Consider the following 26,697-nt stretch of genomic DNA (forward strand, 5'->3'; position numbering starts at 1 on the left):
AAACCAATGCGTAATAGTGGATAATTTTCACATTAATATTGAGTTGTAAGGCAAAATTTAATTATATAGATAAGAATTATTATATTAGTTAGGAGATAAAAATGATAGCATCAGCAATTCTGGAAGTATCTTGAAAACAAATTGATACATGTTTGAAAGGTAAAAACACTCACAAATGTGTACTATTTGTGAGTGTTTCTTTTGTAAAGAGATTAAGCCTCTACCTTAGCTACTCTTTCGAAACCAGTCTTTACTGCTTGGATAATTTCATTCACAGCGTGAATAGATACGTCGGCATTTGGATTTAATCCTTCAAACCAGTGATAGGCCCCAGGATATAAATGAAATTCGACATCAACACCAGCTTGCGCAAGTTTGGTTACATAGGTTAATGTTTCACTGCGGAATGGATCTAATTGACCAACAAATGTGTAGGTGTATGGCAAATTACTATAATCCTCTGCTCGAGCAGGGGCTGCATAGGCAGGAATATTATCTGTTCCATATATTTCTCCTAAATACATTTTCCAGCCAGCTTCATTTGTCTTTTGATTCCAAACAAATCCTTCTTTAATTTCATTCGTAGAAGGTGTATTATTTCGGTCATCAATCATTGGATAGAGTGGCATTTGGAAACAAATAGAAGGATATTGTCGATCTCGGGCTAATAATGTCAATGCTGCTGTTAGTCCACCGCCAGCGCTCGCTCCTGCAACACCAATTCGATTCGAATCAATGTTTAATGGCTCTGCATTATCAGCGATCCATTTTAATGCTGCATAACAATCCTCAATTGGTGCTGGATAAGGATGTTCAGGAGCTAAACGGTAGTCTACAGAAACGACCACACAGTTGGCTTCTTTTGCAAACCTCATACAAGGATCATCATTATCATCTATAGACCCTAAGATATAACCGCCACCATGAATCCATAACAGGACAGGTAAGGATTCATTATTTGATTTTGGACGATAAATTCTTAATGGTAATGGATTAGCATCAGGTCCTACAATGACTTCATCTGTTAATGAAAGGGATTCATCAACAACGGTAGGTGGTCTCATTTGCGATATTCCTTCTCTGATTGCTTGCAAGTTCTCTGGGCGTAAATCAAGGTCTTGAAACATTTCTAATCCTGGTAATAACTCTGGATTTACTCGGTTCTTCATTTTAACACCCCTATTTGTAATTGTTTTCAAATAAGTGAAGTGTATTCTAAGTAGTTTAATTGCGATAAAATCATCACAATTAAATTGTAAAGTGGATATGTCATAATAGTCAACAGAATATTCAAAAAAATAAACCTTCTTTAGTTTTATAAAAAAATATGGAATGAGAAATATGAAAAATGACGATAAAATTATATGGTTTTTGAATCATATAAGAAACAATATTTAGAAGCATACAGCCAATAAAATTCGTAATAAGTTTTAAATCTGACTTGTTCTTAAATGGGGGTACATAACCTATTTCACAAAGTATAATAGCAGCCAATACTCGATATTGAAATAGAGGTATATACATTGAAACTTATGCTATTGAAGATACCGCAATATAGATTTACGTATATATTACAAAGATGGACAAAACTAGCTTTAATGATTGTAATTGGTGAAACTTTATGAACCGTTTCTTTTATAAATTTCCCTATCATGTTTTTCAGATTTATTGTCGATGTTCCTTACTGAGATAAAACACATAGACACTGTGTAACTTAGGTATCTTTAAAGGAATATATAAAAATATTAGCATAGCCGCTCCCTTTGTATTGGAGCGGCTATTTTTAGACTACTATAATAGTCTGTGAATCCAGTAAAATATTTTTTCTTCCCTATAACTCTCGTAATACCAACTTAAACCTTGGAAAAATACTTCCGAATTATCCATCTTTGCGAAAATAAAATGATTCTTATTTCGGACACAAATTTTCATTAGTATTCAGAAAGGTGCTAAAAGTTGAACGAGCTATTTAGCGGAAGACACCAAAATAGTGATTCATGATTATTAACTGAGAACCCTTTCAATCTCCTTCTCCAACTCTTCTGGCTTCGTCTGCGGCGCAAAACGATCTATCACTTTCCCATCACGCCCTATTAAAAATTTCGTAAAGTTCCACTTAACCGCCTTCATGCCAAGTATGCCCGGTGCTTGATCTGTCATATATTTATATAACGGATGTGCACCATCACCTTTTACATCAATTTTAGCGAACATCGGAAAAGATACACCATAGTTTAATTCACAAAAACTTGTAATATCTTCTTCTGTCCCAGGTTCTTGTCCGCCAAATTGGTTGCATGGGAAACCGATTATTTCAAATCCTTGCTCTTTATACTTTTCATAAATAGACTGCAATCCTTTATATTGCGGTGTAAATCCACATTTACTTGCGACATTTACAATAAGAAGAACTTTGCCCTCATACTCTCGCAATGATTTTTCTTCCCCTGTAATTGTTTTTGCAGAAAAGTCATACACTATCATATATATCTACTCCTCTCTATCATTTCATACTTATTCTCATCATATATGTATTTATCTCCCCCGTCTAATGACAACGCTTTATTTTTGTTCAAAAATTCGACACAAACTACTAGACATTTCTCTTGGAAAGTTTTACAATTAAATTGTGAACAAAATGTGACAGTTTGCTTTCTAAATTGTGACATTTTCAATTCCATTATAATGAAAAAAGGATGGTGTTGATAATGAAAACTGCACAACGTGAAATGATTTCAAATCGCGAGTTTTATTTCGTACTATACATGATGTTATTATTTGTTGCTGGATGGTTTATGGATGTAAATGGGCTATTTTTAAGCAAGTACTTTACACTTGCAGGAATGATTTCTCTTCCACTAGTTGGTGGTCTTGTCGGATTCTTTATTATGTCAATTAGTAAAGAGCAAAGTAAATAACAACATTACATAAAGGCAGAAAACGATTTTTCGTTTTCTGCCTTTTATTTTATAATAAAAGAATATAAAGACTATAAGGAGTGACTCATATGAAAAAGGTAGAACAATTATCCTCTCAGTTATATATCATCGATGATTACGATTTACAACATAATGAGCGTACAGGTACATACGTTTTACTAGGTGATGATATTACTTTAATCGAAACGTGTGCAGCTCCTTCTCTTCCGCACATTCTAAACGGCTTACAACAATTACGTATTGACTTAGCAGATGTTAAAAATATCATTGTTACACATGTTCATCTTGATCATGCGGGTAGCGCCGGTTTAATGATAGAAAAGTGCCCAAATGCTACTCTATTCGTCCATTCACGTGGCGCTCGTCATATGATTGATCCTACAAAATTAATCCAAGGTGCCAAAGCTGTATATGGTGATGCTTTTGATGAACTCTTCAATCCAATCCTTCCTATTCCAGAAAAACGCGTCCATATTGTACAAGATGGTGACATACTGCAAATTTCAGAAAATCGAACACTCACATTTTACGATACACCAGGGCATGCAAAACACCATATTAGCATCCATGACTCTTTAACAAATGGCATTTTCACAGGTGACACAATTGGTATTTATTATCGAGAACTAGCTGAACTTGGCGTTGAACTATATTTACCAACCACATCTCCATCACAGTTTCAACCAGATGCGATGATTGCGGCAAAAGACCGTATTCGAAATATGAATGTTGATTCCATCTACTTTGGGCATTATGGTGCATCTTCCCATGTTTCTGAAGTATATAAACAGCTTGAATATTGGCTCCCTATCTTTGTTGAGGCAGGAAAACAAGTATTTGAAAGAAATCAGGATTTTGAAACAGCAAGTCATGAACTGTGTGCTTTATTACTTGAAAAAGTATCTTCTCATCTTTCACAGCAAGACGTACCATTAATTCATTCTATTTACGATGTGATAAAACTGGATATGGAAATAAGTGCGATGGGAATTATTGATTATCTTATAAAACAAGAAAAGGCTAAAACGACTACTAACTAAATAGAAAGACATACGAGGATACTATGCTACATTTCAAGCATATATCCTCTTTTTTCGAATATGTTTTTTTATAATAAGTAGACAAAAAAAGAGGTGACATAATGAGGAAAGTTATTCAATATTTATGTTTCACTTTATTTATTGTAATATTGCTATTTACAGGAGGGAAGATTCAATTTCATCTAGATCAACAAGCTGAACTATCCTTTCATATGTACCCTCGAATATTTTTCTTTATGCTTTTCCCCTTTTTCGTCGGTGGCGTATTGCGTTTCTTTCAACTTATCAGTAACAACAAAAAACAACATGTATGGAAATTTCAACTAGATAAATTTCTAGGTGTTGCGTTACCTTCAACATTGATTGGCTTTTCACCTATTCTATTATTCTCACCTATCGGACAATTCTTTCCCTATTTAACTATCCTCACTCTTTTAAATACAACATTTCCCGTAATAATAAATATAATAGCTGGTTACACATTATTAGATAGTTTCATACGACAAGAAAATTAACATGGGCCCGCATAAAGTGAAACTTTAATCAGAGGGGATTTTCTTCATCACCCACTGATTATTAGTTGAACCAATCGGGCTTTTACGGGCAGTTTATCCCCCACCTATCTCCCTCGTTTCCACGCGTAAGAATTATGATTTTCCTGCATAATACAGTTATCCAATGATTTACAGAGGAATGATGTAATGTTTTTTCAATTTTTTCTACTAGCAGTCAATTACTCATTCAAAGTACATATAATTATTAAGCATAGTTAGCTACGTTGGTTTATTTATTAGTGCGATTCTCCTCGTAAGAGTGGCAATTCATGCGGTAAGAAAGTTCAAATGATTATTTTCTTATACTAGAAAAAAGAGCCCTTTTGTAAACAAGGGCTCTTCTTTTCATAGGCTTAATTGATCTGTTGTACCTTTTCACTTACATAATTCATAAACTGATCCGCTTTTACAAATTCCGCTTTATACGCTTCAGGAACTTCATTTACTGTTACAGCTCCGCTAGATTTAATTTTCACTTGTATTTTTTCATATGTCATTAGAGCATCTATATACTGTTTATATTCTTCAGAAGTTAATATTTCTTTACTGGACTTTTCTCCGTTTAATTTATCAAAATATGGCTGAATCTCCATCAATCCTTTTTGCAATTCTTCTTTTTTTACTACTGATAATTGATCATAGTCAATATTACCATTTGAATCTCCGTATTCCAGTTTCGCATCTGTAATGACAGTTAAAAGTTTTGTAAACTTTTTATATTCCTTTTCTCCCATTTCTCCTTTTGCTTGCGACAGCTTAGCATCTAACCGCATATATCCTTTTAATGTTGCGTTAGCTACATGTTTTTTCACATTATCAAATGATCCATAAACCCCATCAGCCATAATAGATTGATATGCAAACCCAGTCGTTGGAATTAACAGTGCTGCTGCAAGTACCCCTGTTATAAGACGCTTTTTCATCGTTTTCCCTCCGCGCTTCATTTTTATTTGCATCATTACTTTTTCTTTCAGTTCAAGTGGTGGTACAATCTCTTTCGCTTCTTCTTGTATAGACTCTTTTACTCGATAATCCAAACTCACTTTGCATCCCCTACCTCTCCTAAAAAGATTTCTTCAATTTGCTCTTTTTGACGTAATTTCTTTAATGCCGCATGAATCCTCGATTTAACCGTTCCAACCGGAATATGTAAAATATTCGCTACTTCTTCTTGAGAATAATCATGTAAATAACGTAGTATAATAACTTGCTTCAATTTGTAAGGTAATTTATAAATGAGAGCAATAAGATTTTGATTCGAAAGCTTATTCACAACATCACCAGAAAAATCGAATTCAATGAGCTTCCTCTGTTCTTCCGCTTTCTTTACTATACGTAGATGCATCCACCTTTTTCTCCTGTATGAATGAATTTGCCTTATAACAAGTCCCATTAACCAAGGCCGAAAAGGTCGATCCCTATCATACTTGCCAAGTGATTGATACAGCTGTATATATATTTCCTGAACTACATCATCTACATCTGTTTTTTCTTCTATCAAAAAGTGGGCTGTCTTATAAACATCTTGAATCGTTTTATCATACAGTTCACTGTATGCCGCTTGATTTCCTGATAAAGTCCGCCCGATGAGATGGTGATAGTCTGTTTCCTCGTCCATTTATCTTCCCTCCTTTGTCTTACACTATATATTGGCAAGTAAAAAACATTTCGTTCGATTTTTTAACATATTTTTTATATAAATTGATGTAAACTCAATTACTTCATAACGTTAGCTTATAATCCACCATAACAATTATATAATTTTCCATTTTATGATGGGTGTTTAAAATAATAAGTAGAATCTATTGTATGAGGAGCGATATGAAAGCTATTGTTGTAACTGCATTCGGTGGACCTGAAACAATGAAGTATACAGAAGTAGATATGCCGACTTTTAATGAAAAGCAGGTGTTAATTCGCGTTATCGCGACAAGTGTCAATTTTGCCGATATTAAATCTCGCTATGGTAAAAAGGGAAATCGAAAACTACCATTTATTCCTGGTATAGATGCCGCAGGAATTGTGGAACAAGTAGGTTCTGATGTAAAAAGCATCCACGTAGGACAGCGTGTAATCGCCTTTCCTCTTAATGGATCTTATGCTGAATATGTTGTCGCTAATGAAAACCTTACGTTTGTGTTACCTGATGAAGTTGACTTCACAATCGCAGCTGCTTGTCCTGTTGTATCTTTTGCGAGTTACAACCTGCTTGCAAATGTAGCAAGATTACAGCAAGGTGAAACCGTTCTTATTCATGCAGCAGCTGGTAGAATTGGAACAACAGCTATTCAATTAGCAAAAATATTAGGCGCTGGTAAAATTATTGGAACAGTCGGAAGTGAAGCGAAAAAGAAAGTTGCTTTAGATGCTGGTGCTAATCATGTTATTTGTTATCAAGATAATGTTTGCCCTTTTTCTTAGATTTGTATTGTAACATCGTGCGAAACATACCAAATCCATTGTCATGTAGTTTTTTTCCTAACCGTAAACATTGCGCTAGGTTATTTAAGTTCAAATCTTCTACAACAATAGCGTGGTAATCATTGGTTATCTGATTACTTTTCTTGTGTAGAAAATCTTTTCTTTGGTTTTTTGCTTTTGTTGTTACTTTTTGATATTCTTTTACTTGTTTTTCATAATTCTGACTATATATGATATGCCCTGTTTCATCTGTTTTCGCACGGTTCTTCTTACGCGCCAAAGATTTGTTCATTCTTCGTTGTCGTTTTTCGATGATTTTGTTGTATCGGCTATACTGCGCTGTTCGTCCTTCGCTATCTACATACAATTCACTTTGACTGTAATCTAATCCAATTACTTCTTCAGAAGTAATTGATTCTACCTGTTTTTCATTTGGACAAAACGAATCAACAGAAAGAGAAACAATGTAGTTTGTACCTTCTCGCTTAATGGTTGCTTTTTTGATGATCCCTTCAATCGGTAATTTTCGATGTAGATGAATCGAAATACCTTCTTGGAACTTTGGAATACATAACAAATAAGAACCCTTCACTTGCGTATCCATACTACATCAACTCTCTTTCGATATGTTTAATGACTCCTTTACATTATAGAACAAATGTTCTTTCTATTCGAATAACAATTAGTTATTTTACGTAATCTATACAAAACAATAAAAAGACGTGACCGCTTTATACATGCAGACACGTCTTCTCACTTTTATGCCACTATTAATGGAAACCTCACATTATCTAGGTTTTCTTTTCCCAGTAAATGCTGGTTTCTTTTTCTTTGGTGCTTTCGGTTTTGATTCTACAAGTGTTCCTTTAAACATCTCTTGTTTCTTAAACTGAATGCCTAATTTTTTCGCAAATTGAAGTAGTTTACGCTCTTCTTGCGGAGTAACAAGGGAAACAACTGTCCCCTCTTTCCCCATACGTCCTGTACGGCCTGAACGGTGGATATATTGGTCTAATGTATCAGGTAATTCTAAATGAATTACCTGTGTTAAATCATCAATATCTAAGCCGCGCGCAGCAATATCAGTTGCAAGTAGAATTTCTAATTTTCCTTGACGGAATGCTCGCATCGTTGCTTCACGTTCTTGTTTGGTTGCTTCCGCATGAAGTGCTGCTGCTTTCATTTTGCGATACTTTAGCTTTTCAGCAATTTCATCTAAACGATATGGATCATTTAAGAATGCAACTGCTTTTACATTACCAATATGCATAATTCTTCTAACGTAATCATTTTTTTCACGACGCTCACAAACGATATACATATGTTCAACTAAACTTTTTGTTTCCGCACGTTTAATGCGAACTAACTGTGGCTGGACCGCAAAATCGCGTGCTACTTCTTCTGCGTCTTTTGTCATTGTTGCAGAGAAGAATACTAATTGACGATCACGCATTGTTGATTTGATTACATCAAACACCGATTCCATCATCTTTTGTTTTACAATTTGATCAAACTCATCAAATACAATTGTCTTTACTTCATGCATTTTTAACTTTTTCATGCGAATTAATTCTAAAATACGTCCTGGTGAACCGACAATTACCTTCGGATGTTTCTTCAACTTTTCCACTTGGCGCTTAATATCCGCACCACCAATTAAAGATGCACCTGAAATATCAGTTCCTGCTGTAAACTTTTGAACTTCTTCATGAATTTGCATAACAAGTTCACGTGTTGGAGCTAAAATTACAACTTGTGGTTGTTTCACTTCAGGATTAATTTTATGTAAAAGTGGTAATAAGTACGCTAATGTTTTCCCTGTTCCAGTTGGAGATTCAGCTATAACGTCTTGTCCTTCTAAAATAGTTGGAATTGCTTGTTTTTGAATTTCAGTAAACTCTTTAAAACCAGCCTTCTCCCAAGCTTGTTGCAAAAATGGTTGCATATCTTTTATCATTTGTTTTTCTCCTTTATCTCTATTTTTGAAGAAAATGTTGTATTGCTCGCACCGTTTCTATCATGTGAGAAATAACAGCTATTAAATCATCAACATGGTCTTCTGTAATCGCTTTTTGAAATAGAACTTCTACCTTATTATGATATGAAATCGCTTGCTTATTATATTCGTATGAAATTTGTTGCATAATCATTCGCTCTTTTCCCCAGATAGATTGTAACAAATTTTCAATTTCTTGACAGTCTGTTTCTGGGTGCTGCAGTGGAAATGTAAACCCTAGTTTCATTTCACACCCTGGTATAAACTGGGGTACTTCCAATATTTCACCTGATAAATTCTTCGCATCTACAGATAATGAAAATGTCGCTTCTACTAGCGTTTCAAACGGTTCATTTAATTGAAATGAAATATTGTATATACGACTTAGCGATGCAAGGTCCATCATATCTTTTCGATCCGTTACAAGAATATCGCCATGTAAATCAAAATCATAGATAGCCCCTTCAGCGATTACTTTTAAGTTGTCAAAAGCAGTTGGATCAAACATAATTTCCTCCAAAAAACAGGCGCCTTTCGATGGAAAGGCGCCACTTGATGTATATATAGTTTACAGATAAACGAGATGAATTACAACCTTTTAGAATAAACCTACTGCTTTTCCATCTTCATTTACGTCCATTTGAAGTGCAGCTGGTTGTTTTGGAAGACCTGGCATTGTTAACATTGTTCCCGTTAACGCTACAATAAATCCTGCACCGATAGATGGTTTCAGTTCACGGATTGTAACAATAAAGTCAGATGGTCGACCTAATTTTGTTGCATCATCAGAAAGAGAGTATTGTGTTTTTGCCATACATACTGGGAGGTTACTCCAACCCTCTCCTGCAAATTGAGTCAATTGCTTACGTGCTTTCGGAGCAAATTCAATATCTTTTGCACCGTATACCTTTTGAGCAATTGTACGGATTTTTTCTTCTAATGGCAATTCTAAATCATAAAGTGGTGCGTATTTGTTGTCACCTTTTTCAATTACCTTTAATACTTTCTCAGCAAGGTCCACACCGCCTTGACCACCTTTTTCCCAAACTTCTGTTAAGGATACTTCGTAGCCACGCTTGTTGCACCATTCTTGTAAGTATGCAACTTCTGCATCTGTATCTGTAATAAATTTGTTAATTGCGATTACAAATGGAACACCGAACGCTTGAATTGTTTCAACGTGTTTTTGTAAGTTTTCCATTCCTTTTGCTAACGCATCTGCATTTTCTTCTTTTAACTGATCTTTCGCTACGCCGCCGTGCATTTTAAGCGCACGAATTGTCGCAACGATAACGACTGCTTCTGGTTTAATACCAGCTGCACGCGCTTTAATATCTAAAAATTTCTCAGCACCTAAGTCCGCACCGAAACCAGCTTCCGTAATAACATAATCACCTAATTTTGCTGCCATTGTTGTAGCAATAACACTGTTACAACCGTGAGCGATATTAGCGAATGGTCCGCCATGAATGATTGCTGGTGTATTTTCTAATGTTTGTACTAAGTTTGGTTTTAACGCATCTTTTAATAGAAGTGTTAACGCTCCTTCTACACCTAAATCTTTAACTGTTACAGGCTCATTGTCCATATTATAAGCAACGACAATGCGAGATAAACGTGCTTTTAAATCTTGAATATCTGTCGCAAGGCAGAATACAGCCATAATTTCAGATGCTACTGTAATATCAAAACCGTCTTCACGTGGTACACCTTGAACTGGTCCACCAAGACCAATTACTACATTACGCAGTGCACGGTCATTTAAATCGACACAACGCTTCCAAACAATTTTACGTGTATCAATTTTAAGTGTATTTCCTTGTTGGATATGATTATCAATAAACGCTGCTAATGCGTTATTTGCAGTTGTAATGGCATGAATATCACCAGTAAAGTGAAGGTTGATGTCTTCCATTGGCACAACTTGTGAATAACCTCCACCTGCTGCACCGCCCTTTAGTCCCATTGTTGGTCCAAGTGATGGCTCACGAAGTGCAATTACTGCTTTTTTACCAATTTTATTAAAAGCTTGACCTAAACCAACTGTTACCGTTGATTTACCTTCTCCTGCTGGAGTCGGGTTAATCGCTGTTACTAAAACAACTTTTCCGTCCTTCTTTGTTTGTAAGCGCTTAAAAATATCAAGAGATAATTTCCCTTTATAATGACCATATGGCTCTAATTCTTCTTCTAAAAGGTTCAACTCAGCTGCAATCTCTTGAATTTTCTTCATACTTGCTTCTTGTGCAATTTCAATATCGGATTTAACTGTTGTAGTAGTTGTCATATACCCTAGTCCCCCTTTAATTGGTTCTGCCCATATTGTATCAGTTTTTTGTATTTTCTGCACTTATTTACCCCCTAAATTTTGCGCATTTCTTCAGGTATTATTTTTTTAACATAAATACCCATAAAAATGTTAGTGCTTGTTGCAGTTCTACCGATAATTGTCCAAGCATTTTTTCATTTACTCCTCGTTTATATACGCCTATACCATCCACGATTTGAAACCCTTGCTCCCCTGCAAGCTTTTCAAATTCCCAAGGCATCATCGTATTACAAACGACATCTTTTCCATATAAACGAGGATAGCTATTTTCACGTGGTTTTGCTGTTGGCCCTAAAATAGCAATACACGCATATCCATCAGGCCTCAAAACACGTTTTATCTCATGTAACGCCTGTAGTGGCTGTTCTGTCCATTCTAACGAGTTCACTGCTAATATTGCTGGAAATTGCTCATTTTCAAAAGGCAATGAAGAAAGATCTCCCTTTACAAAGGACAAATTAGGCCCTTCTCCGCGTTCTTTTCCCTTTTGAATCATTTGCTCGGATAAATCTACACCGCACGCCTTATATCCTTCTAGACTTAATTTATATGTACCATATCCATCGCCGCAGCCGACATCTAAAACTGCCACACCATTTTCTACATATTTTTCAAAAAATGGGATGATTGTACTACGACTTCCATGATCCCACATTTCCCCGCTATTTTGATTCCAAGATTCTGCATTGTTGTCCCATTTTTTTTCTGCGGATTTATGCCAATTAAACTTTGTCATGTTTCCCCCTACTTTCACTTGTTTTCATTCATTCCATTCTACATCATTTTCCTATATTCCTGTTTATTCTCATGGAGAGATGGATAAGATAGCAACAGACTCATGCATTCTCCAAATTTTGCTTCACTTGGATATAACTCATACTCATGTTCTTTTCTTTATGAAAAATAATAAAGATACACCCAATTGAAAGAGAGGGATGTACATGCCGAAAAAGCGAACACATCATTTTAAAAGTGGTGAAAAAAACGAAGAATATGCAGCTGAAATCACGCCAGGGCATCTTCCGATTAGACATAGACGTAAAGAAATTGCACATGAAATAGAAGGCACAAACACTGGTACACTTATCGGTTATGTAGCACTATTTCTTTCTTTATTCTCGATTGCCTTTTATCCAGTTACCCTTGGCTCCCTTTCCATTTTAATTGGCTTATTGGCTGTTAATTTTGGAGCAAAAACACTTGGATATACAGCCATTGGATTTGGTAGTTTTTCTGTTTTATTTACATTATTGTATCCACTTGCTTTATCAGCATTATAAAAACACACCAAGTATTACTTGGTGTGTTCACTCATGATACAACATAATATGTCCGCATCCGCAGCAATGCTTTGCTATAATTTCTTGAAACACTGGATAATTTTCTTCATCCCGGTGTTCAATAAATACCTTTTCAAAACGATACATGTTTGGGGCATATGCCCAGTCTTGTTTCGTACGTGCATATAATGTCGATAAAAAGAATTCTTCTCCACCACAAACTACACATATTTTTTTCATTCTCATCCCTCCTATGCTTGTCTTACTTCATCTATATGAACATATGCATAAAAAAAAGACCTTCTATAATTAGAAAGTCTTTTCTGTAACAAAAAGAAATGTACCAAATATGCCTATTCCGCTATACTCTTTCTTTTTACCAGTTTCTGTTTCAAAAGTTTGTTTCACTGTGATAAAAAATACACCGTTTCGTGTATCCGTGCTTACAAACTTCATCTTTTGTTCTTTCTTATCTACATTTTGTGTACATTCAAAGCTATCTTGATTACAAATCAATGCATACTTGTTCTCTAAATAAGATCTGAAATCAGATTCTTTCGGACAAGTTAAAAGTAGTACTGCAACAAGGATAATGCTGACAATACCTACTGCTGTATAATATTTCTTCATTTTTTCTCCTTTCAAAAAACAAGAAAACTTGACCTAATCCGTCAAGTTCTCTTAGTCCACAACCCATTGCCACTCTTGTTCTTTCTTATCAAAAATAAGCCAGCCGGTTTCGGTTGCATCTTCTTTTAATTCCTCTATGTTATCTAATACTTCATCCGTACTTTCATACGAACCAACTACATATACAGGAATCTCTAAACCTCTTCTTGACTCAATTTTCCCCGCTAAATCAATATACATTCCATCTTCCATTAATGGAACAAGCCCAAGAATAACTTCTTTTGAAATTGCTGGGAATATTTTTGATTTTTGAAAGAAAGAAAATCGTTTTTTTCCAAATGAACCGAGTTTGTACGGAATTACTTTGCTCAGCATTCCTACGAAATCAGCGATTCTACGGTAATACACTTTGTTGTACCAACCGTCATCATGCGAAAAATAGACAAATCTATTTTTCAATAGTGGGAAAAACGCTCTCCCAAGTGGTTCTTTTTTGTGAGCCAAATATAACAATTCTGCAATTTCTTTTGGCTCCAATTCATCTAAATCGCTTGCATCATCAAAGTCCACCCAACAAAACTCATCAAATTCATCAATCTCTGCTTTAATTAATCTATGTATGTTTTCTTCTTCAACATATTCGAATAATGTATGATAGTGAAAATCAGTCCACTCAAAATTATGTTTTAAAAGCAACACTTGATGAAGCGGTGAAGGGATATTACTTGCAAACTCTTCAAATGTAATTCCAGATGTAATAAAACAATGACCCCGACGATTACCATTAATATATATCATATTCTTTACTTGGTCAGATCCTCCAGACAAAGCACCTAGCCACCTTCGTTTTATATGTTTCAATTCTATAGCATATTTTAACATGAAAAATTTTAGAAACATAGAAAAAACTTCAAAAACTATTTACAATTTCATGAGTTTTATTACATACTGATTACAAGAAAAAAAGCCTGTTGAAAAACAGGCTTTTTTACGCGATTTCGTCCGGATTTTGCGGATGATGATTTTCAGTATGCTTTTCATTTTTTTGAAAAATGGATTGAATCTTATCAATTGTTTGTGGCGCTAACTCAATCATTTTTTCAGCTAGGTGTGTAGCATTTTGTAAGTGAAGAATATTCACACCATCTTTATTCACTACAAGAAAGGCTACTGGAGTAATTGAAACACCACCCGCACTCCCTCCGCCAAATGCCGGATTACCTTGTGCTTTCGTTCCACCATTTGTCTGAAAATCCGATCCCCCTGCTCCAAATCCAAACGCTACTCTGGAAACAGTTAACACTACACCGCCGTCAGCCGTCTGAACAGGCTCTCCAACAATCGTATTAACATCGACCATTTCCTTTAAATTTTCCATTGCCGCTTTCATTAATCCTTGAATTGGATGATCCACCGTTCATAACCTCCTTTGTTATATCTTTCCTAGTTTTTCCGAAACCTTGTGAACTAAACATAAAATTTCACATTGATTTTAAAAACAATAAGTAATAATATTTAGAAAAAACAAAATAAAGAGGGGATTATGATGATAAGAAAATTAACAAAGGGTGATCATAAACAAGTACTGGCCTTTTTAAAAAAGGAGGCAGCCATTAACCTATTCATAATTGGAGACATCGAAGCATTCGGTTATGAGGCAGATTTTTAAGAATTATGGGGTGTATTTACAGAAAACGGAGCGTTACAATCCGTATTACTGCGCTTTCATGATTCGTTTATCCCATATGGAAAAGATGATTTTTCCGCTACTGACTATGAAGAAATTCTTGCTACTTATAAACCATTAAAAATCTCCGGTAAAGCAGAAGTTGTCGAAAAATTTGAAGATATACCTAATATACAACTCGGCATAAAAAATAAAACATATTTTTGTGAGTGTAAAGATGGTACTGCCCTACCAGAAACAATGCTTCATACTACAATTAAGCTAGCAACTATAGAGGATGTTGAACGAATTATAAATCTCCGAAACAGCATTGAAGAATTTCCACAGTCGGAGCAATCAGAAAAGATTTTACAACAATCACTCGAAATGAACACAGGACGTACATATTACATTGAAGAAGATGGTGAAATCGTTGCTTCTGCTTCCACATCAGCTGAAAACTCCTTATCTGCAATGGTTGTAGGAGTATGTACGCATCTAAATTATCGTGGTAAAGGCTACGCTTCACTCATATTACAAAAAATGATTCAGGATTTTACTCAAGAAGGAAAAACACTTTGCTTGTTTTATAACAATCCAGCTGCTGGACGAATTTATAAGCGTTTATGTTTTCAGGATATTGGTATGTGGACGATGTATCGGTAATTTTGGACATCTACTAATACACATAGAAAAGTTTACTCTTCGTTCAAACGTTAACAATGAAAAAAACTTAAAGAACGCACGTAATAATTTAATTGTTGTAGTTTTACAACAATGAGTACTAGATGTATAAATAGATACATTTGAATGATTGATCAAAAAACATTCGTCAAATGGCAACATTGAGGATTACAACAAAATTCTAAAAATACATCAGATCGAAATGGAATTTCCAACTTTCGACAGCTCAAGATATATGAAAAATGTACATAAAAACTGATACAAAAGAAAATCATATAGGAGTACAAAAAATGCAATACAGGAGGAAATAAAAATGCCACAACAAATTGATACTAACCAATTAAAAAAAGCACAAGCAGCAGTATCCCTTTCTAAGGGACTTATTACACAAGCAATAGAACAATCTGCTGCAGATCAACTAATATGTGAAGAAGCTTTAAAACAAGCTTCAACTGAGATAGCTCAAGCTCAAACTCTAGTAAGTCAAGTACAATCATCCCTTCAAACACAATCAGCTCAACAATCACAGTAAAAACAAACTCATATGAAAAGAAAATATTGATGATAAGTGCGAAAAGACGACTTAAAGTCGTCTTTTCTTCACATATCCTCGATTATTAATAGCAAGTAAAAAGTATCATTTCCTATATAACAAAGATTGAGCTTTTTTGCGTGAATCCTTAATGCAGGAATATATACATCTTTGTTGTATCAATAAGAATTTCTCATAAATGATTTTATTTCCTGTATATAAATGTTGAATCAAAATAATGTAACTACTTCTGTAACCCATTAATAATTGTATCTGTATTCCATTTCATCATTTTTAAGTAAGTGTCTCCATCTTCACCTGATTTACCAAGTGAATCTGTAAAGATTGTACCAGCAATCGGCACATTTGTTTCTTTTGAAACAGTTTCCATGCTACGTCGATCTACACTTGTCTCTACAAATAAAGCTGGAACTTTATTTGTTTGAATTAAACTTACAACATCTCGAATTTGATCTGGAGTACCTTGATTCTCTGAGTTAATTTCCCAAATATATCCTGTCTTAATTCCATATGCTTTACCAAAGTATTTAAATGCACCTTCACTAGAAATTAGAAAACGCTTTTCTTCAGGAAGCTGATGGATTCTACTCACTGTTTCATCATGTAATTTCTGAAGTTCTGCTATATATGTTTTCGCATTTTCAGTGTAAAACTCTTTATTTTTAGGGTCTTCTTTAATTAATGCTTTCTTTACATTTTCAGCATATAGAATACCATTTTTTATATTCATCCATGCATGTGGGTCTGGTTCTTTTTCTAATCCCTTTGTTTCTAAATAGATCGGCTCTACACCCTTACTTACCTTATAAACAGGTGCATCTTTCCCTGATTTGTCTACAGTTTTTAATAATTTTTTAAACCAAGAATTCCCTTCTTCTAAATTTAAACCATTATAAAACACTACATCTGCATCAATACTTGTTGAACTTTTCCATAATGGATTAAGCTTTTATTCAATAAAAGTAATTCATCAAAGTAAGATTCGGCTTTACTTAGATCGTGATGTACAACAATAATTGTTTTCCCTTCCTTACGAAATTCTCTAAGAATTTCGATAATTACCTCTTCACTTGTTACATCTATTCCAACAAATGGTTCATCTAAAAAGAAAATCTCCGCCTTCTGTGTTAAAGCTCTTGCTAAAAATACCCGTTGTTGTTGCCCTCCTGAAAGCTCACCAATTTGACGATTTTTAAACTCCTCCATTCCCACTTTCTTTAGACATTCGAATGCCCAATCTCGATGTTCTTTTCTTGGTCTTTTGATTATCCCTAAAGATGGATAAGTACCAATTAACACCACATCTAAAACCGTAATAGGAAAATCCCAATCTATATCACTTCTTTGTGGTACATACGCAACATGCTTTCTAGCGCTCCGAATATTCTCTCCAAGAATGCGAACATATCCCTTATCATTTGGAATTAAATCTAAAACAGCTTTCATCAAAGTAGATTTTCCTGCTCCATTTAGGCCAATAATTGCAACAAGCTTTCCTTTTTCAATATCAAAGGAAACATTCTGGACCACTTGATTCCCTTGATATGATACAAACAAATCCTTTACAACTACAGCCTCATTCATTTTTTATGCATTCTCCCTTCTTTTTTTCATTCGGATAAGTATTTTGGACGAAGGAAACTTTTAGACAAAAAAATATAAGATAAATTATATTATAAATATAATTTATGTTTCCCTCGGGCAACTTTTTTTGTGTAAATCGAATTATATAAGCTCGATACAATTTTGTAAACTGATTTTTACTAGTTTATGAATATACTGTGAAAACTTGCCCGAAATATTGTATAGAGATAATAAAGTTGTTTAATTTTCTCTTTATAAAACAATGCCCTTCCTACAATATATTTGTTGGAAGGGTTTTAAAGTTGTTTAATTCGAGAGATAAATCTTTCATGTATGTAATGACCTAAAAGATCTAAAATCATTCCTAACTGCTCTCTAAAGAAAAAGTAACTTTCAAAAAATGCTGCATAATAGAATCGATTCGAGTACTTAAGCGTTATACTTTCGTTATTAGTTCCTTTATAATTTGTGATGGTTCTTTCGTGATAAGCTGTCGATGATATTCTGTTATACGGTTTTGATACTGTTGAAGCAGATTTTTGTTTTGAAAAAATGAGTGCAGTTGCTCCCCAATTGTGTTTTTTTCATCTTTCCATTTATTCAAATGGAAAATCACACCCAATTTCTTTAGTTGCTGTAAATTAATTTCCTCTTGCCCTGGAAGTACATGATAAATAAAAATAGGTTTTCTTTTAAATAAACTTTCACTTATTGTTACTCCTCCAGGTTTTGTAATGATTGCATCTACTTGATCATAAAGTTTGTTCATTTTTTCCCTGCATGTAATATATGTTAAAGGTGTGATGTTATCTCGCTGTAATTGGTGAAGTTTTTGATATAAATTGTCATTTTTTCCACATAGCACATAAAAGTGAATTTTTGTTTCCGTTCCTATTTTGTGAATTAAATCTTCCATTGCACCAACTCCTAAACTTCCACCAGTAATTAAAACTGACCATGAAGAAGAAGCGGCGGTGTTCATTATATTTTCTTTTTGTTTTTTTATTTTTTTATGAATAGGAATTCCTGTGATAAAGATCTGCTCATCGTTTACGTTCTTCTTTTTTAAAAAATCCCTCATATAATGAGACGGTACAAAATGAAAATCAATATGTTCAACGCCCCAACAACTATGAATAAAATAATCTGTATATACATTTATAACCGGTGTCTTTAGTTCACCTTTTTCTTTCAAATAATTTAATATGTATGAAGGTAAAGCATGAGTGCAAATGATTAGATCAGGTTGTTTTTCTCTTATTAATCTTCTCATAAATGTTATAAACAGAAGTTCATATAATCGATAACGTTTGTTCTTTTCGACATTTTTGTAGACAGCGGTTTTATATATCCAATTATAGAAATCAGGGAATGCTTTGATCCATTTTAGATAGATATTTGAAACTAGTACCTCTATTCTCCCATAACTATAAGAAAGAATTTCTACTTGATCACATTTTGTATTCAATTGATCCTTTTGTATCTCTTCCATTAATGCATTTGCAACTTGATGGTGGCCTGATGGAATTTGTAAAAATGGCAAAAACAAGATGGTCTTTTTTGTTGGATTTTGTTTCATAAATCACCTCTTGACGTACACTTGACGATTTGTTTTTTCATTCGTTTTTTTATTATGTGATACTTCTTTTTTTCTATTCTGGCAACTATTTAGAATAAATTACAATGGATTTTGTTCCATAAATTACATACAAAATGAAAAGATTTTTCATGTATAATTTTTATAGAAGGAGTGATGTGATTGAAAATTTTATTACTATTCGTTTTATTTATTATTCTCTTCTATATATTCAAAAAAGCTCACAAAAACACGACCGATGTCGTGATGAATAAAGTTCAAATAAATCAAAAGCAAAATCACGGACATAATCCGATACTAAATATTCTTCACCTTTCCGACTTACATCTCGAAAACATCTCCATTTCCCCAGATCAGCTTTATGAAAAATTAAAAGATGAATCAATTGATTTGATTGCACTTACTGGAGATTTCCTTGACCGTAAACGTACGATTTTTAAACTTGCTCCATATTTAGAGGTATTAAATCAATTACATGCAAAGCATGGTATATATGCTGTTTTCGGTAACCATGACTATGTGTTACGTGAAACGGACTTACAAAAATTAAAAGAAACACTTGAACAATACGACTGTAAAGTAATGCAAAATGAAAATCATGTCATTTATGTTCAAGGTAAATGCGTAAATATTATTGGTATTGATGATTTTAGTACGAAACGCAGTGATTTAACAGCTTCTTATAAAGGAATTAAGCAAGGTACGAATTTAATATTAACTCATGATCCAAACATCGTGCTTCATATGAAGAAATATCATTTTGACTATTTACTTGCAGGTCATTTCCATGGTGGCCAAATTTGTTATCCAAAAGCCTATCACCTTGTGAAAATGGGTAAACTTGCAAGAATGAACATTATAAAAGGACTTCATATGCAAGATGGAAAACCTTTTTATATTAGTGAAGGACTAGGTCAAACAGGAGTAAATATTCGAGTTGGAAGTCGACCAGAAATTACATTGCATCAACTATCAATATCAACAGTTAAGAGTAGGGAACTACCTGCAATATAAGATGTAAAGGCTGTTAACGAACCTAGTTAACAGCCTTTACATTTTACTGTCAAATCATTTTGAATGCAGTATATAAAATCCCATTGACTTTTTAACAAAAGAAAAGCGATTAACATTTTCTTTTTGCAATTTCATCTCGAGATTCACCATTATATATTTGTAATAAATTTTCCTTTGACATAAATAAATATTTTGGTGTGGAAGATATATTGTTCTTTATCATTTTGAAAATCGAATCATTATTAGATAATAAACATATTGGTAAAAATGCTAACCATTTAAACCATTTATAAAAAGGATTAGAAATAGCAACAAATTCAAAACCTAATCGGTCAGCTCCTCTGTTTAACATTGAAATCCCAATTATCCCTTTAATCTCATCTGCCCTAGAATGATTTTGAATATATGACCCAAGACTAGGCAAGGATTTTTTAACATGTTGATAAATAAATCGCCCTTTTGTAATGTCATTTTTAACGGACTTCATTTCATTGATTAAACGAACATTATGTAAATGAATTTTAACCAAGATATCATTCTTATTGATCTGTGTACCATCAGAAAGAGTAACATGTTTCCCCTTGTAACGAGTGAGTCTTACACGTAAAATATTTTCCTTGTGAATTTCGTTATGAATATAAGTTAAGCGAGTGAATTTATAATATATAGGATCAATAAAATTCCAAACCAATAATACATAACTTTTCATTTTGTTTTCATTTCCCTTTTTGAAGTTTTGATAAAACTATTTTGCATATTTCCATAAAAAATATTTAGGAAATCTTAAGAATTTTAGTAAGAAAAATCAAGAAGTATTAGTATAAGTTGGCATCATAAATTCCTATAAAATATTGCAACATAAATGATGTGAAATCGAAATTAGTGTTTCTTTTTCCTAATTATTTTTTACAGGGGGGCAAAAAATGAATATTCTTAACTTCTTGATGTCATTATTCAATTCTGGAAGAAGAACTCAGCAAATGTTTAAATTGTTTAGGAATAACCGAAATAATAGAGGATGGATTTGGATTTCTTTACTAGGATTAGGAACAGTTTTTGGTGTAGCAGCAACCCGTAATTCAAATATGATGAGACCGATTCAACGTTTGTTCCAAGGTGTTCAAAATACGACAAGACCATTTATTCCATCCAAAGTAAACCTGGCAAATATGGAATTTGCCAATGAAATTATGCCTAACGGTCAAAAGAAACAAGGAAATCAAAACCAATAACTATCGCGAATAATAAAAAACTCGTCTTTTAGTCACGAGTTTTTTATTATTCTTAATGACTCTATAGCTGCTTCAAATAGGATTTCCCTTCTTTTGGTTATAACTTCAACTTCGCTTTGTTGTTAAAAACCAAATAACACAGCTTATTCTGCCCGATTCGTCATTAGTATTTTTAAACTCTTAGTCAATGTATTCACTCTATAGACATCCAAAATTTAGAAATCATACTTTTGGTAGCAAATAGCTATTCTAAATAGTGAATCCATGATTATAAGGAGGAATTTAATTATGACAGTAATTACCAAACTTAAACAAACTATTTCTGGATTAAAAAGTGCTCAAGCATGTTTAGAAGGATTTGTTCTTGATACTGACAATCAGCAAGCAAAACAACTGTATCAAAATGCAGCTCAGCAAACACAGACAATTATCGATTCTTTAAATCCACATATTCAGGAGGTTCAGCAAGAAGAACCCCAATATAATCAATAAAATGCGGTGATTACTAGACTTTTGGCATAAGCCACATCATGGTTAGATTTATATATCTAGAAAGTATTTATACTTTTTAGGCTAACTGAAAAGGAATGATTCAATGTCATCCTTTTTCTTTAGGTGATAAACTAAAAATAATAAATTTTTCGTATCTTATATAACAGTAAGCAAACTCCAATTTCTTTTGTTAGCAATTATTAACATTAAAAATACCAACTTTTTTCATATTTAAATGAGCCAGATATCTTATCATATAGAATGTTTTTACTTATAGCGCTTGCTTTCCACAGAGCACTTTTATATAGTGCTCTTGCTGTTTGTAGCATAGATATTTTTCTTTACATACTTTTATAAATATCTACACATACTATCCTTAATCCGCTTGGGCTGCGGTTGTAGTCTATTCAAACTGGCAATCTTCGCTTTAAACGCTTTACTCGGCAGACAGCGTAAAACGTTGTCTGCCAAACCATTAATGTTTTTGTGTAATTATGCACGATACCAATAGATTGAATCGAATCCTATTATAACGTGATTATACAGATATCTTTGGATTAACGACCAGAAAGAGCAACCCAGATTTATATTATTTCCAACTTTATAGAAGTTCTTTGGTTGAGTTTATCACATTCATAAAGAACTTCTTATTATTAAGGACGATATACTTTGATAAAAGAATAACCTTCAGATGAGTTACTTCTTTATCAAAATATTGAAGTCTATTTTTGCCACAAGTATATCTATGTTATTACGGAAAAATTATGCTTCAAATCACAGATCACTCCTTTTGGTTGTATATGCATACAACCAATATGTACCTCTCCCTGATGTTTTACTATTGACATATTGAACTACCCCCATCTTCACTTCGTTTAGAGGATGGGGTCTTCTCGGTTAAAATGATAAAATTAGAATGAAAAACTGATATGTGATTCCCTACCTTTTCACTGAAATTGAATATTTTCATCTCTTCTCCTCCTGTAACATTTACTAAATATGTAACACCATTCTTATCGTTTGCATCATGTGTCCCTCAAAGTCTTCTTCAAATCGTTCCAAAGTTGCAAAGCCTTTTGCCTCATAAAAACGCTTCCCTTTTTCATTCGCGGCTTCTACATGAATATAAATCTTTCGAACACCTTCTAAAAGGGTAATGCCTCTTTGCAATAAAGCCGTCCCAATTCCTTTTCCTTGATGCTCCGGTAATAAATAAATAGCCCCTAATTCTGCTTCATTTTGATATTTGATAGGTGAAAAATTAGCAAACCCTACAATTTGGTCATCTGCTTCTGCTACAAATAGGTGTGAATGCTCTAGTCTTCGTTTCATCATTTCATCCGAATACGCTTGTTTCAAAAACTTGGTTTGTACTTCTTCTGGGATAATCCCTTTATATGTATCATGCCAAGCCACTTTCGCCACTTCTTGTACAGCAGCAATATCCTGTGCATTCATTTCTCTAACTACATACGTCATATTGATAACTCCATTCTTTTCAAATTGTATTCTGCTACTACGTTACAAGAAGCCAGATTACCATTTTCATAGTTCACTTTAATTAACTTTAAACTTTCTACAACTGCCGTTTGTATATTGAAACCTTTATATACAAACTCCATTACACGAATAAATTCCTCTCGCTTTAAACGATTAGCAATCGTACAATGTGGCACCCACTTCTCAGGTACGTAATATGACTGCGGATGATCATGAAAACCTGCAAAATGATTATGAAATGATTGATGCAGTTTTAGCAGTCTTCTTGTTATTGTTGGTGCTAAAAAAATTGTTCCATTCGTAGGGAAAGTTCCAATAGAAGAAAATTCTATTGGAAAGCACTCTATATTCTTTGTATACTTTTCTAATTTCTCTCCATACGTTTTCAAATCCAAAGTATGATAATCAGCTAGTGTAATATGAGGATCTAAGTCTTCGATATGTGCAACATCTGTTAGTTCTACTCCAATCCCTTTCACATACTTCGAAAAATCCTCGTCAAATGTAGCAATAACGGCGTACATCTCATTTCACTCCTTCACTTCTCTTAACTCTTCCCATTCTTCACGAATCATTCCCATTCGAATAGAATCATAATATATCCCATTATAGTACCGACATTTTCGCATTTTACCTTCTAACTTCATCCCAATTTTTTCAGCAACTTTCATCATGCGTTCATTTCCAGACCAGGTCGTTAATCCTACCCTACCTATCTCCATATTTTCAAATAACAAATCCCTATATAATTGCAAGGCTTCTGTACCATAACCACCATTCCAATATGCTGGGTTATAAATCGTAATTCCTATTTCTAACCAACGTGACTCCTTATATTCCCAATAGAAGCCAACTGTCCCTACTATTTCATTATCTGTTTCAATAATAAGTTGCGACAAAGGTTCTTCTTTAAGCTTAGATTGCAAACTTCCCTTATACACAGGATACTCCTGAATCGAAAACGGGAAGTATGGTGCATCCCACTTTTTCCACTCAGGGTTTTCTTCCTTATATATTTGTGAATATAAAGAATGTATATCTTTCTCTTCTATTTTTCTTACTATCACTTTTTTACCTCGTAAATATATATATTCCATACTTGCCTCCCATACTATTAAATCAAATATTAGAATTTAACATACTACTAATAGTATATTTATTTTTTAGAAAAATCAAACAACAGCACAGGCTTTATTGTATAATATTGTAAAAAGACGCCGGAGGGATTTAATGTTAAATAAAATATCTCAATTCACAATAAAACTTTCATCGATTGTTTTATCACTCTTACTATTATTAAATTTACCTTATTTATTTATCACTCAAGGGGGATTCACCTTTCAGCCGATACAATTTTTAAAACAGATCTTTACTATGTTAAAAGAGGTTTTCTCTCCCGAGTCTCTTATAGTTCTATCATCAGACGCGAAGTTTGGTAATTTCAAAAAAAACCCATTATTCCCAACTGTTTTAGAACCTTACGCATATTCATTTACTGTTTTATTTGTAGCTTTTTTTCTTGCGCTCTTTTTTTCATCCGGCATGGCATTTTTTTATTTCTTAGCAAAAGATTCTATCAAAAAGTGGATAAACCGATTTGTTTTTATATTAGAAGCTGTCCCTGATATGATGATGATGATTTGTTTGCAAATGTTTTTCATATGGTTACTTCAGAAATTCGGGGAATCTCCTGTCACAATTATTTCTTTTAATGAAAATCGAGCTTATTTACTCCCTATTTTATCTTTAGCGGTCTTACCTACATTACAAATGTTTCGGATGATGGTGTTATACATAAAAGAAGAACATAGAAAACAATATGTAGAGGTTGCATATGGAAAGGGCCTTTCATCAAGTTATATACTGTGCATTCACTTATTCAAAAATATATCTATTCACTTCTTCCACCATTTAAAAACAATTTTTGTTTTCTTACTTTCTAACTTGTTCATTTTAGAATTTGTTTTTAATATGCAAGGCATTATTCAATTTTTATTTAGGAAGGCGTTTATTTCACCTCCTGCTGCATTTATCATACTCATCATGATTATTTTACCGTTTTATACTATTTTTCAAATCACCTCTTTTATGATGAATAGGTGGCAAAAACAAATGAAAGGAGAAGTTCTATGAAATCTATTTGGAAATCAAAACGCTTTTTAGTCGGATTCATTTATCTTTTTTTACTAGTTACAGCTAGCTTTATTTATAGTTTGTTCTTTAAAGATAGCATACCAGAAGCACCTCTGTTGCTTTACAATGACAATAATGAATTAATTGGAAAGGCACCCTTTTCACCATCTTTAATGCCACCTTTTGGCTCTGATCGTTTTGGAGAATCTATTTTCTTACAAATTGTAGAAGGAGCAAAATTCACCATTTTATTTGCCGTGGCAATTAGCTTTCTCCGAATTTTATGCGGAACATGTATAGGGATCCTTTTAAGTTTATATGCTCCAAAATTCAAGAGATTTTTCCAGGCATGCTCAGAAGTTTTTTATTATATCCCAACTCTATTTATCGCATTCATACTCATCACGCCAGTTAATATTGTAATCACATCAAATGCTGACAGATTAAATCCAAATATTTCATTTGCACTTTATCAAGCACTCATACTTATTTTTGTCGCTCTGCCTACAATTTCTTTATACATCTCCTCAGAAGTTGATGAATTTATGAAGCGAGATTACATATTAAGTTCACAATTAATGGGGGCAAGCCGTTTTCATATTATAAAAAAACACTTACGAGTCTTATTGCTTGACCGCGTATTTGTGTTATTTATGGAACATATTGTCCAAAAACTCATACTCATTATCCATTTAGCGTTACTTGACATTGTGATCGGTGGGATACAAATGCGGGAAATGAATCAAGGTGAATACAAAGCCGTTTCACTTTCTAATGATTGGGCAGGCCTTATTGGACTAAATCGTTATGAAATGAATCTTTCATTGTGGATTATTTTTTATACTCTCGTTGCATTCTTTATTACTATTCTTTTTATTAAGCTCATGACAATTGGGATTCAAGATGCAATCAAGGCAAGAAATTCGCAAACTGTAGCAGTTCAATCTGTTCAAGATCAAAAAACATTTGTTAAAAATAAAGATTCTTTTTCATTTGCTTCTCTGGAAAAGAAAAATCATTCTTCGCTGCATTTATAAAAAATTAAATTTCTTA

At 33.5% G+C, this 26,697-nt stretch carries 29 protein-coding genes and 4 pseudogenes; 12 read left to right on the forward strand and 21 right to left on the reverse strand.

Going from position 1 to position 26,697, the window contains the following annotated elements; all coding sequences use genetic code 11:
• Nucleotides 1-212: 212 nt before the first annotated feature.
• Nucleotides 213-1,169, reverse strand: a complete 957-nt coding sequence (locus Y7E_RS0114645; RefSeq protein ID WP_017152017.1) for an alpha/beta hydrolase — start codon at nucleotides 1,167-1,169, stop codon at nucleotides 213-215.
• 835 nt (nucleotides 1,170-2,004) lie between these two features.
• Complete coding sequence (locus Y7E_RS0114650) at nucleotides 2,005-2,484, reverse strand: glutathione peroxidase (protein WP_017152018.1); 480 nt, start codon at nucleotides 2,482-2,484, stop codon at nucleotides 2,005-2,007.
• 224 nt (nucleotides 2,485-2,708) lie between these two features.
• Here Y7E_RS0114650 and Y7E_RS0114655 point away from each other — a divergent pair, with 224 nt between their 5' ends.
• The 3 genes from Y7E_RS0114655 (at nucleotide 2,709) to Y7E_RS0114665 (ending at nucleotide 4,494) form a co-directional block, all read left to right on the forward strand.
• The gene (locus Y7E_RS0114655; protein WP_017152019.1) at nucleotides 2,709-2,918 is read left to right on the forward strand and encodes a DUF3925 family protein; all 210 of its coding nucleotides are present in this window, start codon (nucleotides 2,709-2,711) and stop codon (nucleotides 2,916-2,918) included.
• Between the two features lie 89 nt (nucleotides 2,919-3,007).
• On the forward strand, nucleotides 3,008-3,979 hold the full coding sequence (locus Y7E_RS0114660) for an MBL fold metallo-hydrolase (RefSeq protein ID WP_017152020.1): 972 nt from the start codon (nucleotides 3,008-3,010) through the stop codon (nucleotides 3,977-3,979).
• Nucleotides 3,980-4,080: 101 nt separating this feature from the next.
• Nucleotides 4,081-4,494: a hypothetical protein gene (locus Y7E_RS0114665; protein WP_017152021.1), complete on the forward strand. Its 414-nt coding sequence runs from the start codon at nucleotides 4,081-4,083 to the stop codon at nucleotides 4,492-4,494.
• Between the two features lie 392 nt (nucleotides 4,495-4,886).
• Here the strand turns inward: Y7E_RS0114665 and Y7E_RS0114670 are convergent, their stop codons facing one another.
• Both Y7E_RS0114670 and Y7E_RS0114675 read right to left on the reverse strand, forming a co-directional pair.
• Nucleotides 4,887-5,576: a DUF3600 domain-containing protein gene (locus Y7E_RS0114670; protein ID WP_017152022.1), complete on the reverse strand. Its 690-nt coding sequence runs from the start codon at nucleotides 5,574-5,576 to the stop codon at nucleotides 4,887-4,889.
• Nucleotides 5,573-6,151, reverse strand: coding sequence for a sigma-70 family RNA polymerase sigma factor (locus Y7E_RS0114675; RefSeq protein ID WP_017152023.1), 579 nt, complete (start codon nucleotides 6,149-6,151; stop codon nucleotides 5,573-5,575). Before Y7E_RS0114675 ends, Y7E_RS0114670 begins: the two co-directional genes overlap by 4 nt.
• A gap of 203 nt (nucleotides 6,152-6,354) precedes the next feature.
• Between Y7E_RS0114675 and Y7E_RS29915 the strand changes: the two are divergent.
• Nucleotides 6,355-6,933: pseudogene (locus Y7E_RS29915) on the forward strand (quinone oxidoreductase family protein); the annotation flags it as partial.
• Here the strand turns inward: Y7E_RS29915 and Y7E_RS29920 are convergent.
• From Y7E_RS29920 to Y7E_RS0114705, 5 genes are all read right to left on the reverse strand, one after another.
• Nucleotides 6,917-7,558: an RNA-guided endonuclease InsQ/TnpB family protein gene (locus Y7E_RS29920; protein ID WP_017152025.1), complete on the reverse strand. Its 642-nt coding sequence runs from the start codon at nucleotides 7,556-7,558 to the stop codon at nucleotides 6,917-6,919. The pseudogene Y7E_RS29915 and the gene Y7E_RS29920 sit on opposite strands and share 17 nt — an antisense overlap.
• Before the next feature lie 183 nt (nucleotides 7,559-7,741).
• Nucleotides 7,742-8,911: a DEAD/DEAH box helicase gene (locus tag Y7E_RS0114690; RefSeq protein ID WP_017152026.1), complete on the reverse strand. Its 1,170-nt coding sequence runs from the start codon at nucleotides 8,909-8,911 to the stop codon at nucleotides 7,742-7,744.
• Nucleotides 8,912-8,930: 19 nt separating this feature from the next.
• The gene (locus Y7E_RS0114695; protein WP_017152027.1) at nucleotides 8,931-9,458 is read right to left on the reverse strand and encodes a hypothetical protein; all 528 of its coding nucleotides are present in this window, start codon (nucleotides 9,456-9,458) and stop codon (nucleotides 8,931-8,933) included.
• 90 nt (nucleotides 9,459-9,548) lie between these two features.
• A complete protein-coding gene (locus Y7E_RS0114700; protein ID WP_026049217.1) occupies nucleotides 9,549-11,237 on the reverse strand; it encodes a formate--tetrahydrofolate ligase in 1,689 nt (562 codons plus the stop codon).
• A 100-nt stretch (nucleotides 11,238-11,337) separates the two neighbouring features.
• Complete coding sequence (locus tag Y7E_RS0114705) at nucleotides 11,338-12,015, reverse strand: class I SAM-dependent methyltransferase (protein WP_017152029.1); 678 nt, start codon at nucleotides 12,013-12,015, stop codon at nucleotides 11,338-11,340.
• A gap of 205 nt (nucleotides 12,016-12,220) precedes the next feature.
• On the opposite strand from Y7E_RS0114705, the gene Y7E_RS0114710 reads away from it, so the two are divergent.
• Nucleotides 12,221-12,559 (forward strand): hypothetical protein, encoded by a 339-nt coding sequence (locus Y7E_RS0114710; protein WP_017152030.1) that lies wholly within the window; start codon nucleotides 12,221-12,223, stop codon nucleotides 12,557-12,559.
• 27 nt (nucleotides 12,560-12,586) lie between these two features.
• Here Y7E_RS0114710 and Y7E_RS0114715 read toward each other — a convergent pair whose 3' ends face one another.
• The 4 genes from Y7E_RS0114715 to ytfJ all read right to left on the reverse strand — a co-directional run bounded on the left by Y7E_RS0114715 (nucleotide 12,587) and on the right by ytfJ (nucleotide 14,603).
• Nucleotides 12,587-12,799, reverse strand: coding sequence for a hypothetical protein (locus Y7E_RS0114715; protein WP_017152031.1), 213 nt, complete (start codon nucleotides 12,797-12,799; stop codon nucleotides 12,587-12,589).
• Between the two features lie 69 nt (nucleotides 12,800-12,868).
• Entirely contained in the window at nucleotides 12,869-13,189 is a 321-nt protein-coding gene (locus Y7E_RS0114720; RefSeq protein ID WP_017152032.1) for a hypothetical protein, read from the reverse strand.
• A 51-nt stretch (nucleotides 13,190-13,240) separates the two neighbouring features.
• Entirely contained in the window at nucleotides 13,241-14,017 is a 777-nt protein-coding gene (locus Y7E_RS0114725) for a hypothetical protein (RefSeq protein ID WP_017152033.1), read from the reverse strand.
• 160 nt (nucleotides 14,018-14,177) lie between these two features.
• Complete coding sequence (ytfJ, locus tag Y7E_RS0114730) at nucleotides 14,178-14,603, reverse strand: GerW family sporulation protein (protein ID WP_017152034.1); 426 nt, start codon at nucleotides 14,601-14,603, stop codon at nucleotides 14,178-14,180.
• 132 nt (nucleotides 14,604-14,735) lie between these two features.
• Between ytfJ and Y7E_RS29925 the strand changes: the two are divergent.
• Nucleotides 14,736-15,521: pseudogene (locus Y7E_RS29925) on the forward strand (GNAT family N-acetyltransferase).
• Nucleotides 15,522-15,852: 331 nt separating this feature from the next.
• Nucleotides 15,853-16,071 (forward strand): hypothetical protein, encoded by a 219-nt coding sequence (locus Y7E_RS0114740; RefSeq protein WP_017152037.1) that lies wholly within the window; start codon nucleotides 15,853-15,855, stop codon nucleotides 16,069-16,071.
• A 244-nt stretch (nucleotides 16,072-16,315) separates the two neighbouring features.
• On the opposite strand, the pseudogene Y7E_RS29930 reads toward Y7E_RS0114740, so the two are convergent.
• The 3 genes and pseudogenes from Y7E_RS29930 to Y7E_RS0114755 form a co-directional block, all read right to left on the reverse strand.
• A pseudogene (locus Y7E_RS29930) lies at nucleotides 16,316-17,005 on the reverse strand (metal ABC transporter solute-binding protein, Zn/Mn family); the annotation flags it as partial.
• Nucleotides 16,993-17,676 carry a metal ABC transporter ATP-binding protein gene (locus tag Y7E_RS0114750; protein WP_017152039.1) on the reverse strand — a complete coding sequence of 228 codons (684 nt, stop codon included), beginning with the start codon at nucleotides 17,674-17,676 and terminating at the stop codon, nucleotides 16,993-16,995. The pseudogene Y7E_RS29930 and the gene Y7E_RS0114750, both read right to left, overlap by 13 nt.
• A gap of 436 nt (nucleotides 17,677-18,112) precedes the next feature.
• Nucleotides 18,113-19,255, reverse strand: coding sequence for an MGDG synthase family glycosyltransferase (locus tag Y7E_RS0114755; RefSeq protein WP_017152040.1), 1,143 nt, complete (start codon nucleotides 19,253-19,255; stop codon nucleotides 18,113-18,115).
• A 180-nt stretch (nucleotides 19,256-19,435) separates the two neighbouring features.
• Between Y7E_RS0114755 and Y7E_RS0114760 the strand changes: the two genes are divergently transcribed.
• Nucleotides 19,436-20,287, forward strand: coding sequence for a metallophosphoesterase (locus tag Y7E_RS0114760; RefSeq protein WP_017152041.1), 852 nt, complete (start codon nucleotides 19,436-19,438; stop codon nucleotides 20,285-20,287).
• 109 nt (nucleotides 20,288-20,396) lie between these two features.
• Here the strand turns inward: Y7E_RS0114760 and Y7E_RS0114765 are convergent, their stop codons facing one another.
• Nucleotides 20,397-20,996 carry a YkoP family protein gene (locus tag Y7E_RS0114765; RefSeq protein WP_017152042.1) on the reverse strand — a complete coding sequence of 200 codons (600 nt, stop codon included), beginning with the start codon at nucleotides 20,994-20,996 and terminating at the stop codon, nucleotides 20,397-20,399.
• Nucleotides 20,997-21,210: 214 nt separating this feature from the next.
• On the opposite strand from Y7E_RS0114765, the gene Y7E_RS0114770 reads away from it, so the two are divergent.
• Together Y7E_RS0114770 and Y7E_RS0114775 are read left to right on the forward strand one after the other, a co-directional pair.
• On the forward strand, nucleotides 21,211-21,519 hold the full coding sequence (locus Y7E_RS0114770; RefSeq protein WP_017152043.1) for a hypothetical protein: 309 nt from the start codon (nucleotides 21,211-21,213) through the stop codon (nucleotides 21,517-21,519).
• 288 nt (nucleotides 21,520-21,807) lie between these two features.
• Nucleotides 21,808-22,011, forward strand: a complete 204-nt coding sequence (locus Y7E_RS0114775) for a DUF1657 domain-containing protein (protein WP_017152044.1) — start codon at nucleotides 21,808-21,810, stop codon at nucleotides 22,009-22,011.
• A 779-nt stretch (nucleotides 22,012-22,790) separates the two neighbouring features.
• On the opposite strand, the pseudogene Y7E_RS35055 reads toward Y7E_RS0114775, so the two are convergent.
• From Y7E_RS35055 to Y7E_RS0114800, 4 genes and pseudogenes are all read right to left on the reverse strand, one after another.
• Nucleotides 22,791-22,981: pseudogene (locus tag Y7E_RS35055) on the reverse strand (hypothetical protein); the annotation flags it as partial.
• Between the two features lie 23 nt (nucleotides 22,982-23,004).
• Nucleotides 23,005-23,490 (reverse strand): GNAT family N-acetyltransferase, encoded by a 486-nt coding sequence (locus Y7E_RS0114790; RefSeq protein WP_017152047.1) that lies wholly within the window; start codon nucleotides 23,488-23,490, stop codon nucleotides 23,005-23,007.
• Nucleotides 23,487-24,035 carry a 2'-5' RNA ligase family protein gene (locus Y7E_RS0114795; RefSeq protein ID WP_017152048.1) on the reverse strand — a complete coding sequence of 183 codons (549 nt, stop codon included), beginning with the start codon at nucleotides 24,033-24,035 and terminating at the stop codon, nucleotides 23,487-23,489. The genes Y7E_RS0114790 and Y7E_RS0114795 overlap by 4 nt, the downstream gene beginning before the upstream one ends.
• Nucleotides 24,036-24,041: 6 nt before the next feature.
• The gene (locus tag Y7E_RS0114800; protein ID WP_017152049.1) at nucleotides 24,042-24,608 is read right to left on the reverse strand and encodes a GNAT family N-acetyltransferase; all 567 of its coding nucleotides are present in this window, start codon (nucleotides 24,606-24,608) and stop codon (nucleotides 24,042-24,044) included.
• 133 nt (nucleotides 24,609-24,741) lie between these two features.
• On the opposite strand from Y7E_RS0114800, the gene Y7E_RS0114805 reads away from it, so the two are divergent.
• Together Y7E_RS0114805 and Y7E_RS0114810 are read left to right on the forward strand one after the other, a co-directional pair.
• Complete coding sequence (locus Y7E_RS0114805; protein WP_017152050.1) at nucleotides 24,742-25,644, forward strand: ABC transporter permease subunit; 903 nt, start codon at nucleotides 24,742-24,744, stop codon at nucleotides 25,642-25,644.
• Nucleotides 25,641-26,681 (forward strand): ABC transporter permease, encoded by a 1,041-nt coding sequence (locus Y7E_RS0114810; protein ID WP_017152051.1) that lies wholly within the window; start codon nucleotides 25,641-25,643, stop codon nucleotides 26,679-26,681. Before Y7E_RS0114805 ends, Y7E_RS0114810 begins: the two co-directional genes overlap by 4 nt.
• The last annotated feature ends 16 nt before the right edge of the window (nucleotides 26,682-26,697 follow it).

It is taken from the genome of Bacillus bingmayongensis (genome assembly GCF_000299035.1).
Taxonomy (GTDB): Bacteria; Bacillota; Bacilli; order Bacillales; family Bacillaceae_G; genus Bacillus_A; species Bacillus_A bingmayongensis.

Coding starts and splice junctions, on each gene's coding strand:
- Y7E_RS0114800 (WP_017152049.1), bottom strand. CDS start 24,608: ATGGAATATATATATTTACGAGGTAAAAAAGTGATAGTAAGAAAAATA.
- Y7E_RS0114695 (WP_017152027.1), bottom strand. CDS start 9,458: ATGTTTGATCCAACTGCTTTTGACAACTTAAAAGTAATCGCTGAAGGG.
- Y7E_RS0114700 (WP_026049217.1), bottom strand. CDS start 11,237: ATGACAACTACTACAACAGTTAAATCCGATATTGAAATTGCACAAGAA.
- Y7E_RS0114660 (WP_017152020.1), top strand. CDS start 3,008: ATGAAAAAGGTAGAACAATTATCCTCTCAGTTATATATCATCGATGAT.
- Y7E_RS0114805 (WP_017152050.1), top strand. CDS start 24,742: ATGTTAAATAAAATATCTCAATTCACAATAAAACTTTCATCGATTGTT.
- Y7E_RS0114705 (WP_017152029.1), bottom strand. CDS start 12,015: ATGACAAAGTTTAATTGGCATAAATCCGCAGAAAAAAAATGGGACAAC.
- Y7E_RS0114750 (WP_017152039.1), bottom strand. CDS start 17,676: ATGAATGAGGCTGTAGTTGTAAAGGATTTGTTTGTATCATATCAAGGG.
- Y7E_RS0114645 (WP_017152017.1), bottom strand. CDS start 1,169: ATGAAGAACCGAGTAAATCCAGAGTTATTACCAGGATTAGAAATGTTT.
- Y7E_RS29920 (WP_017152025.1), bottom strand. CDS start 7,558: ATGGATACGCAAGTGAAGGGTTCTTATTTGTTATGTATTCCAAAGTTC.
- Y7E_RS0114665 (WP_017152021.1), top strand. CDS start 4,081: ATGAGGAAAGTTATTCAATATTTATGTTTCACTTTATTTATTGTAATA.
- Y7E_RS0114740 (WP_017152037.1), top strand. CDS start 15,853: ATGCCACAACAAATTGATACTAACCAATTAAAAAAAGCACAAGCAGCA.
- Y7E_RS0114790 (WP_017152047.1), bottom strand. CDS start 23,490: ATGACGTATGTAGTTAGAGAAATGAATGCACAGGATATTGCTGCTGTA.
- Y7E_RS0114675 (WP_017152023.1), bottom strand. CDS start 6,151: ATGGACGAGGAAACAGACTATCACCATCTCATCGGGCGGACTTTATCA.
- Y7E_RS0114650 (WP_017152018.1), bottom strand. CDS start 2,484: ATGATAGTGTATGACTTTTCTGCAAAAACAATTACAGGGGAAGAAAAA.
- Y7E_RS0114765 (WP_017152042.1), bottom strand. CDS start 20,996: ATGAAAAGTTATGTATTATTGGTTTGGAATTTTATTGATCCTATATAT.
- Y7E_RS0114690 (WP_017152026.1), bottom strand. CDS start 8,911: ATGATAAAAGATATGCAACCATTTTTGCAACAAGCTTGGGAGAAGGCT.
- Y7E_RS0114770 (WP_017152043.1), top strand. CDS start 21,211: ATGAATATTCTTAACTTCTTGATGTCATTATTCAATTCTGGAAGAAGA.
- Y7E_RS0114810 (WP_017152051.1), top strand. CDS start 25,641: ATGAAATCTATTTGGAAATCAAAACGCTTTTTAGTCGGATTCATTTAT.
- Y7E_RS0114655 (WP_017152019.1), top strand. CDS start 2,709: ATGAAAACTGCACAACGTGAAATGATTTCAAATCGCGAGTTTTATTTC.
- Y7E_RS0114720 (WP_017152032.1), bottom strand. CDS start 13,189: ATGAAGAAATATTATACAGCAGTAGGTATTGTCAGCATTATCCTTGTT.
- Y7E_RS0114755 (WP_017152040.1), bottom strand. CDS start 19,255: ATGAAACAAAATCCAACAAAAAAGACCATCTTGTTTTTGCCATTTTTA.
- Y7E_RS0114710 (WP_017152030.1), top strand. CDS start 12,221: ATGCCGAAAAAGCGAACACATCATTTTAAAAGTGGTGAAAAAAACGAA.
- Y7E_RS0114795 (WP_017152048.1), bottom strand. CDS start 24,035: ATGTACGCCGTTATTGCTACATTTGACGAGGATTTTTCGAAGTATGTG.
- Y7E_RS0114775 (WP_017152044.1), top strand. CDS start 21,808: ATGACAGTAATTACCAAACTTAAACAAACTATTTCTGGATTAAAAAGT.
- Y7E_RS0114715 (WP_017152031.1), bottom strand. CDS start 12,799: ATGAAAAAAATATGTGTAGTTTGTGGTGGAGAAGAATTCTTTTTATCG.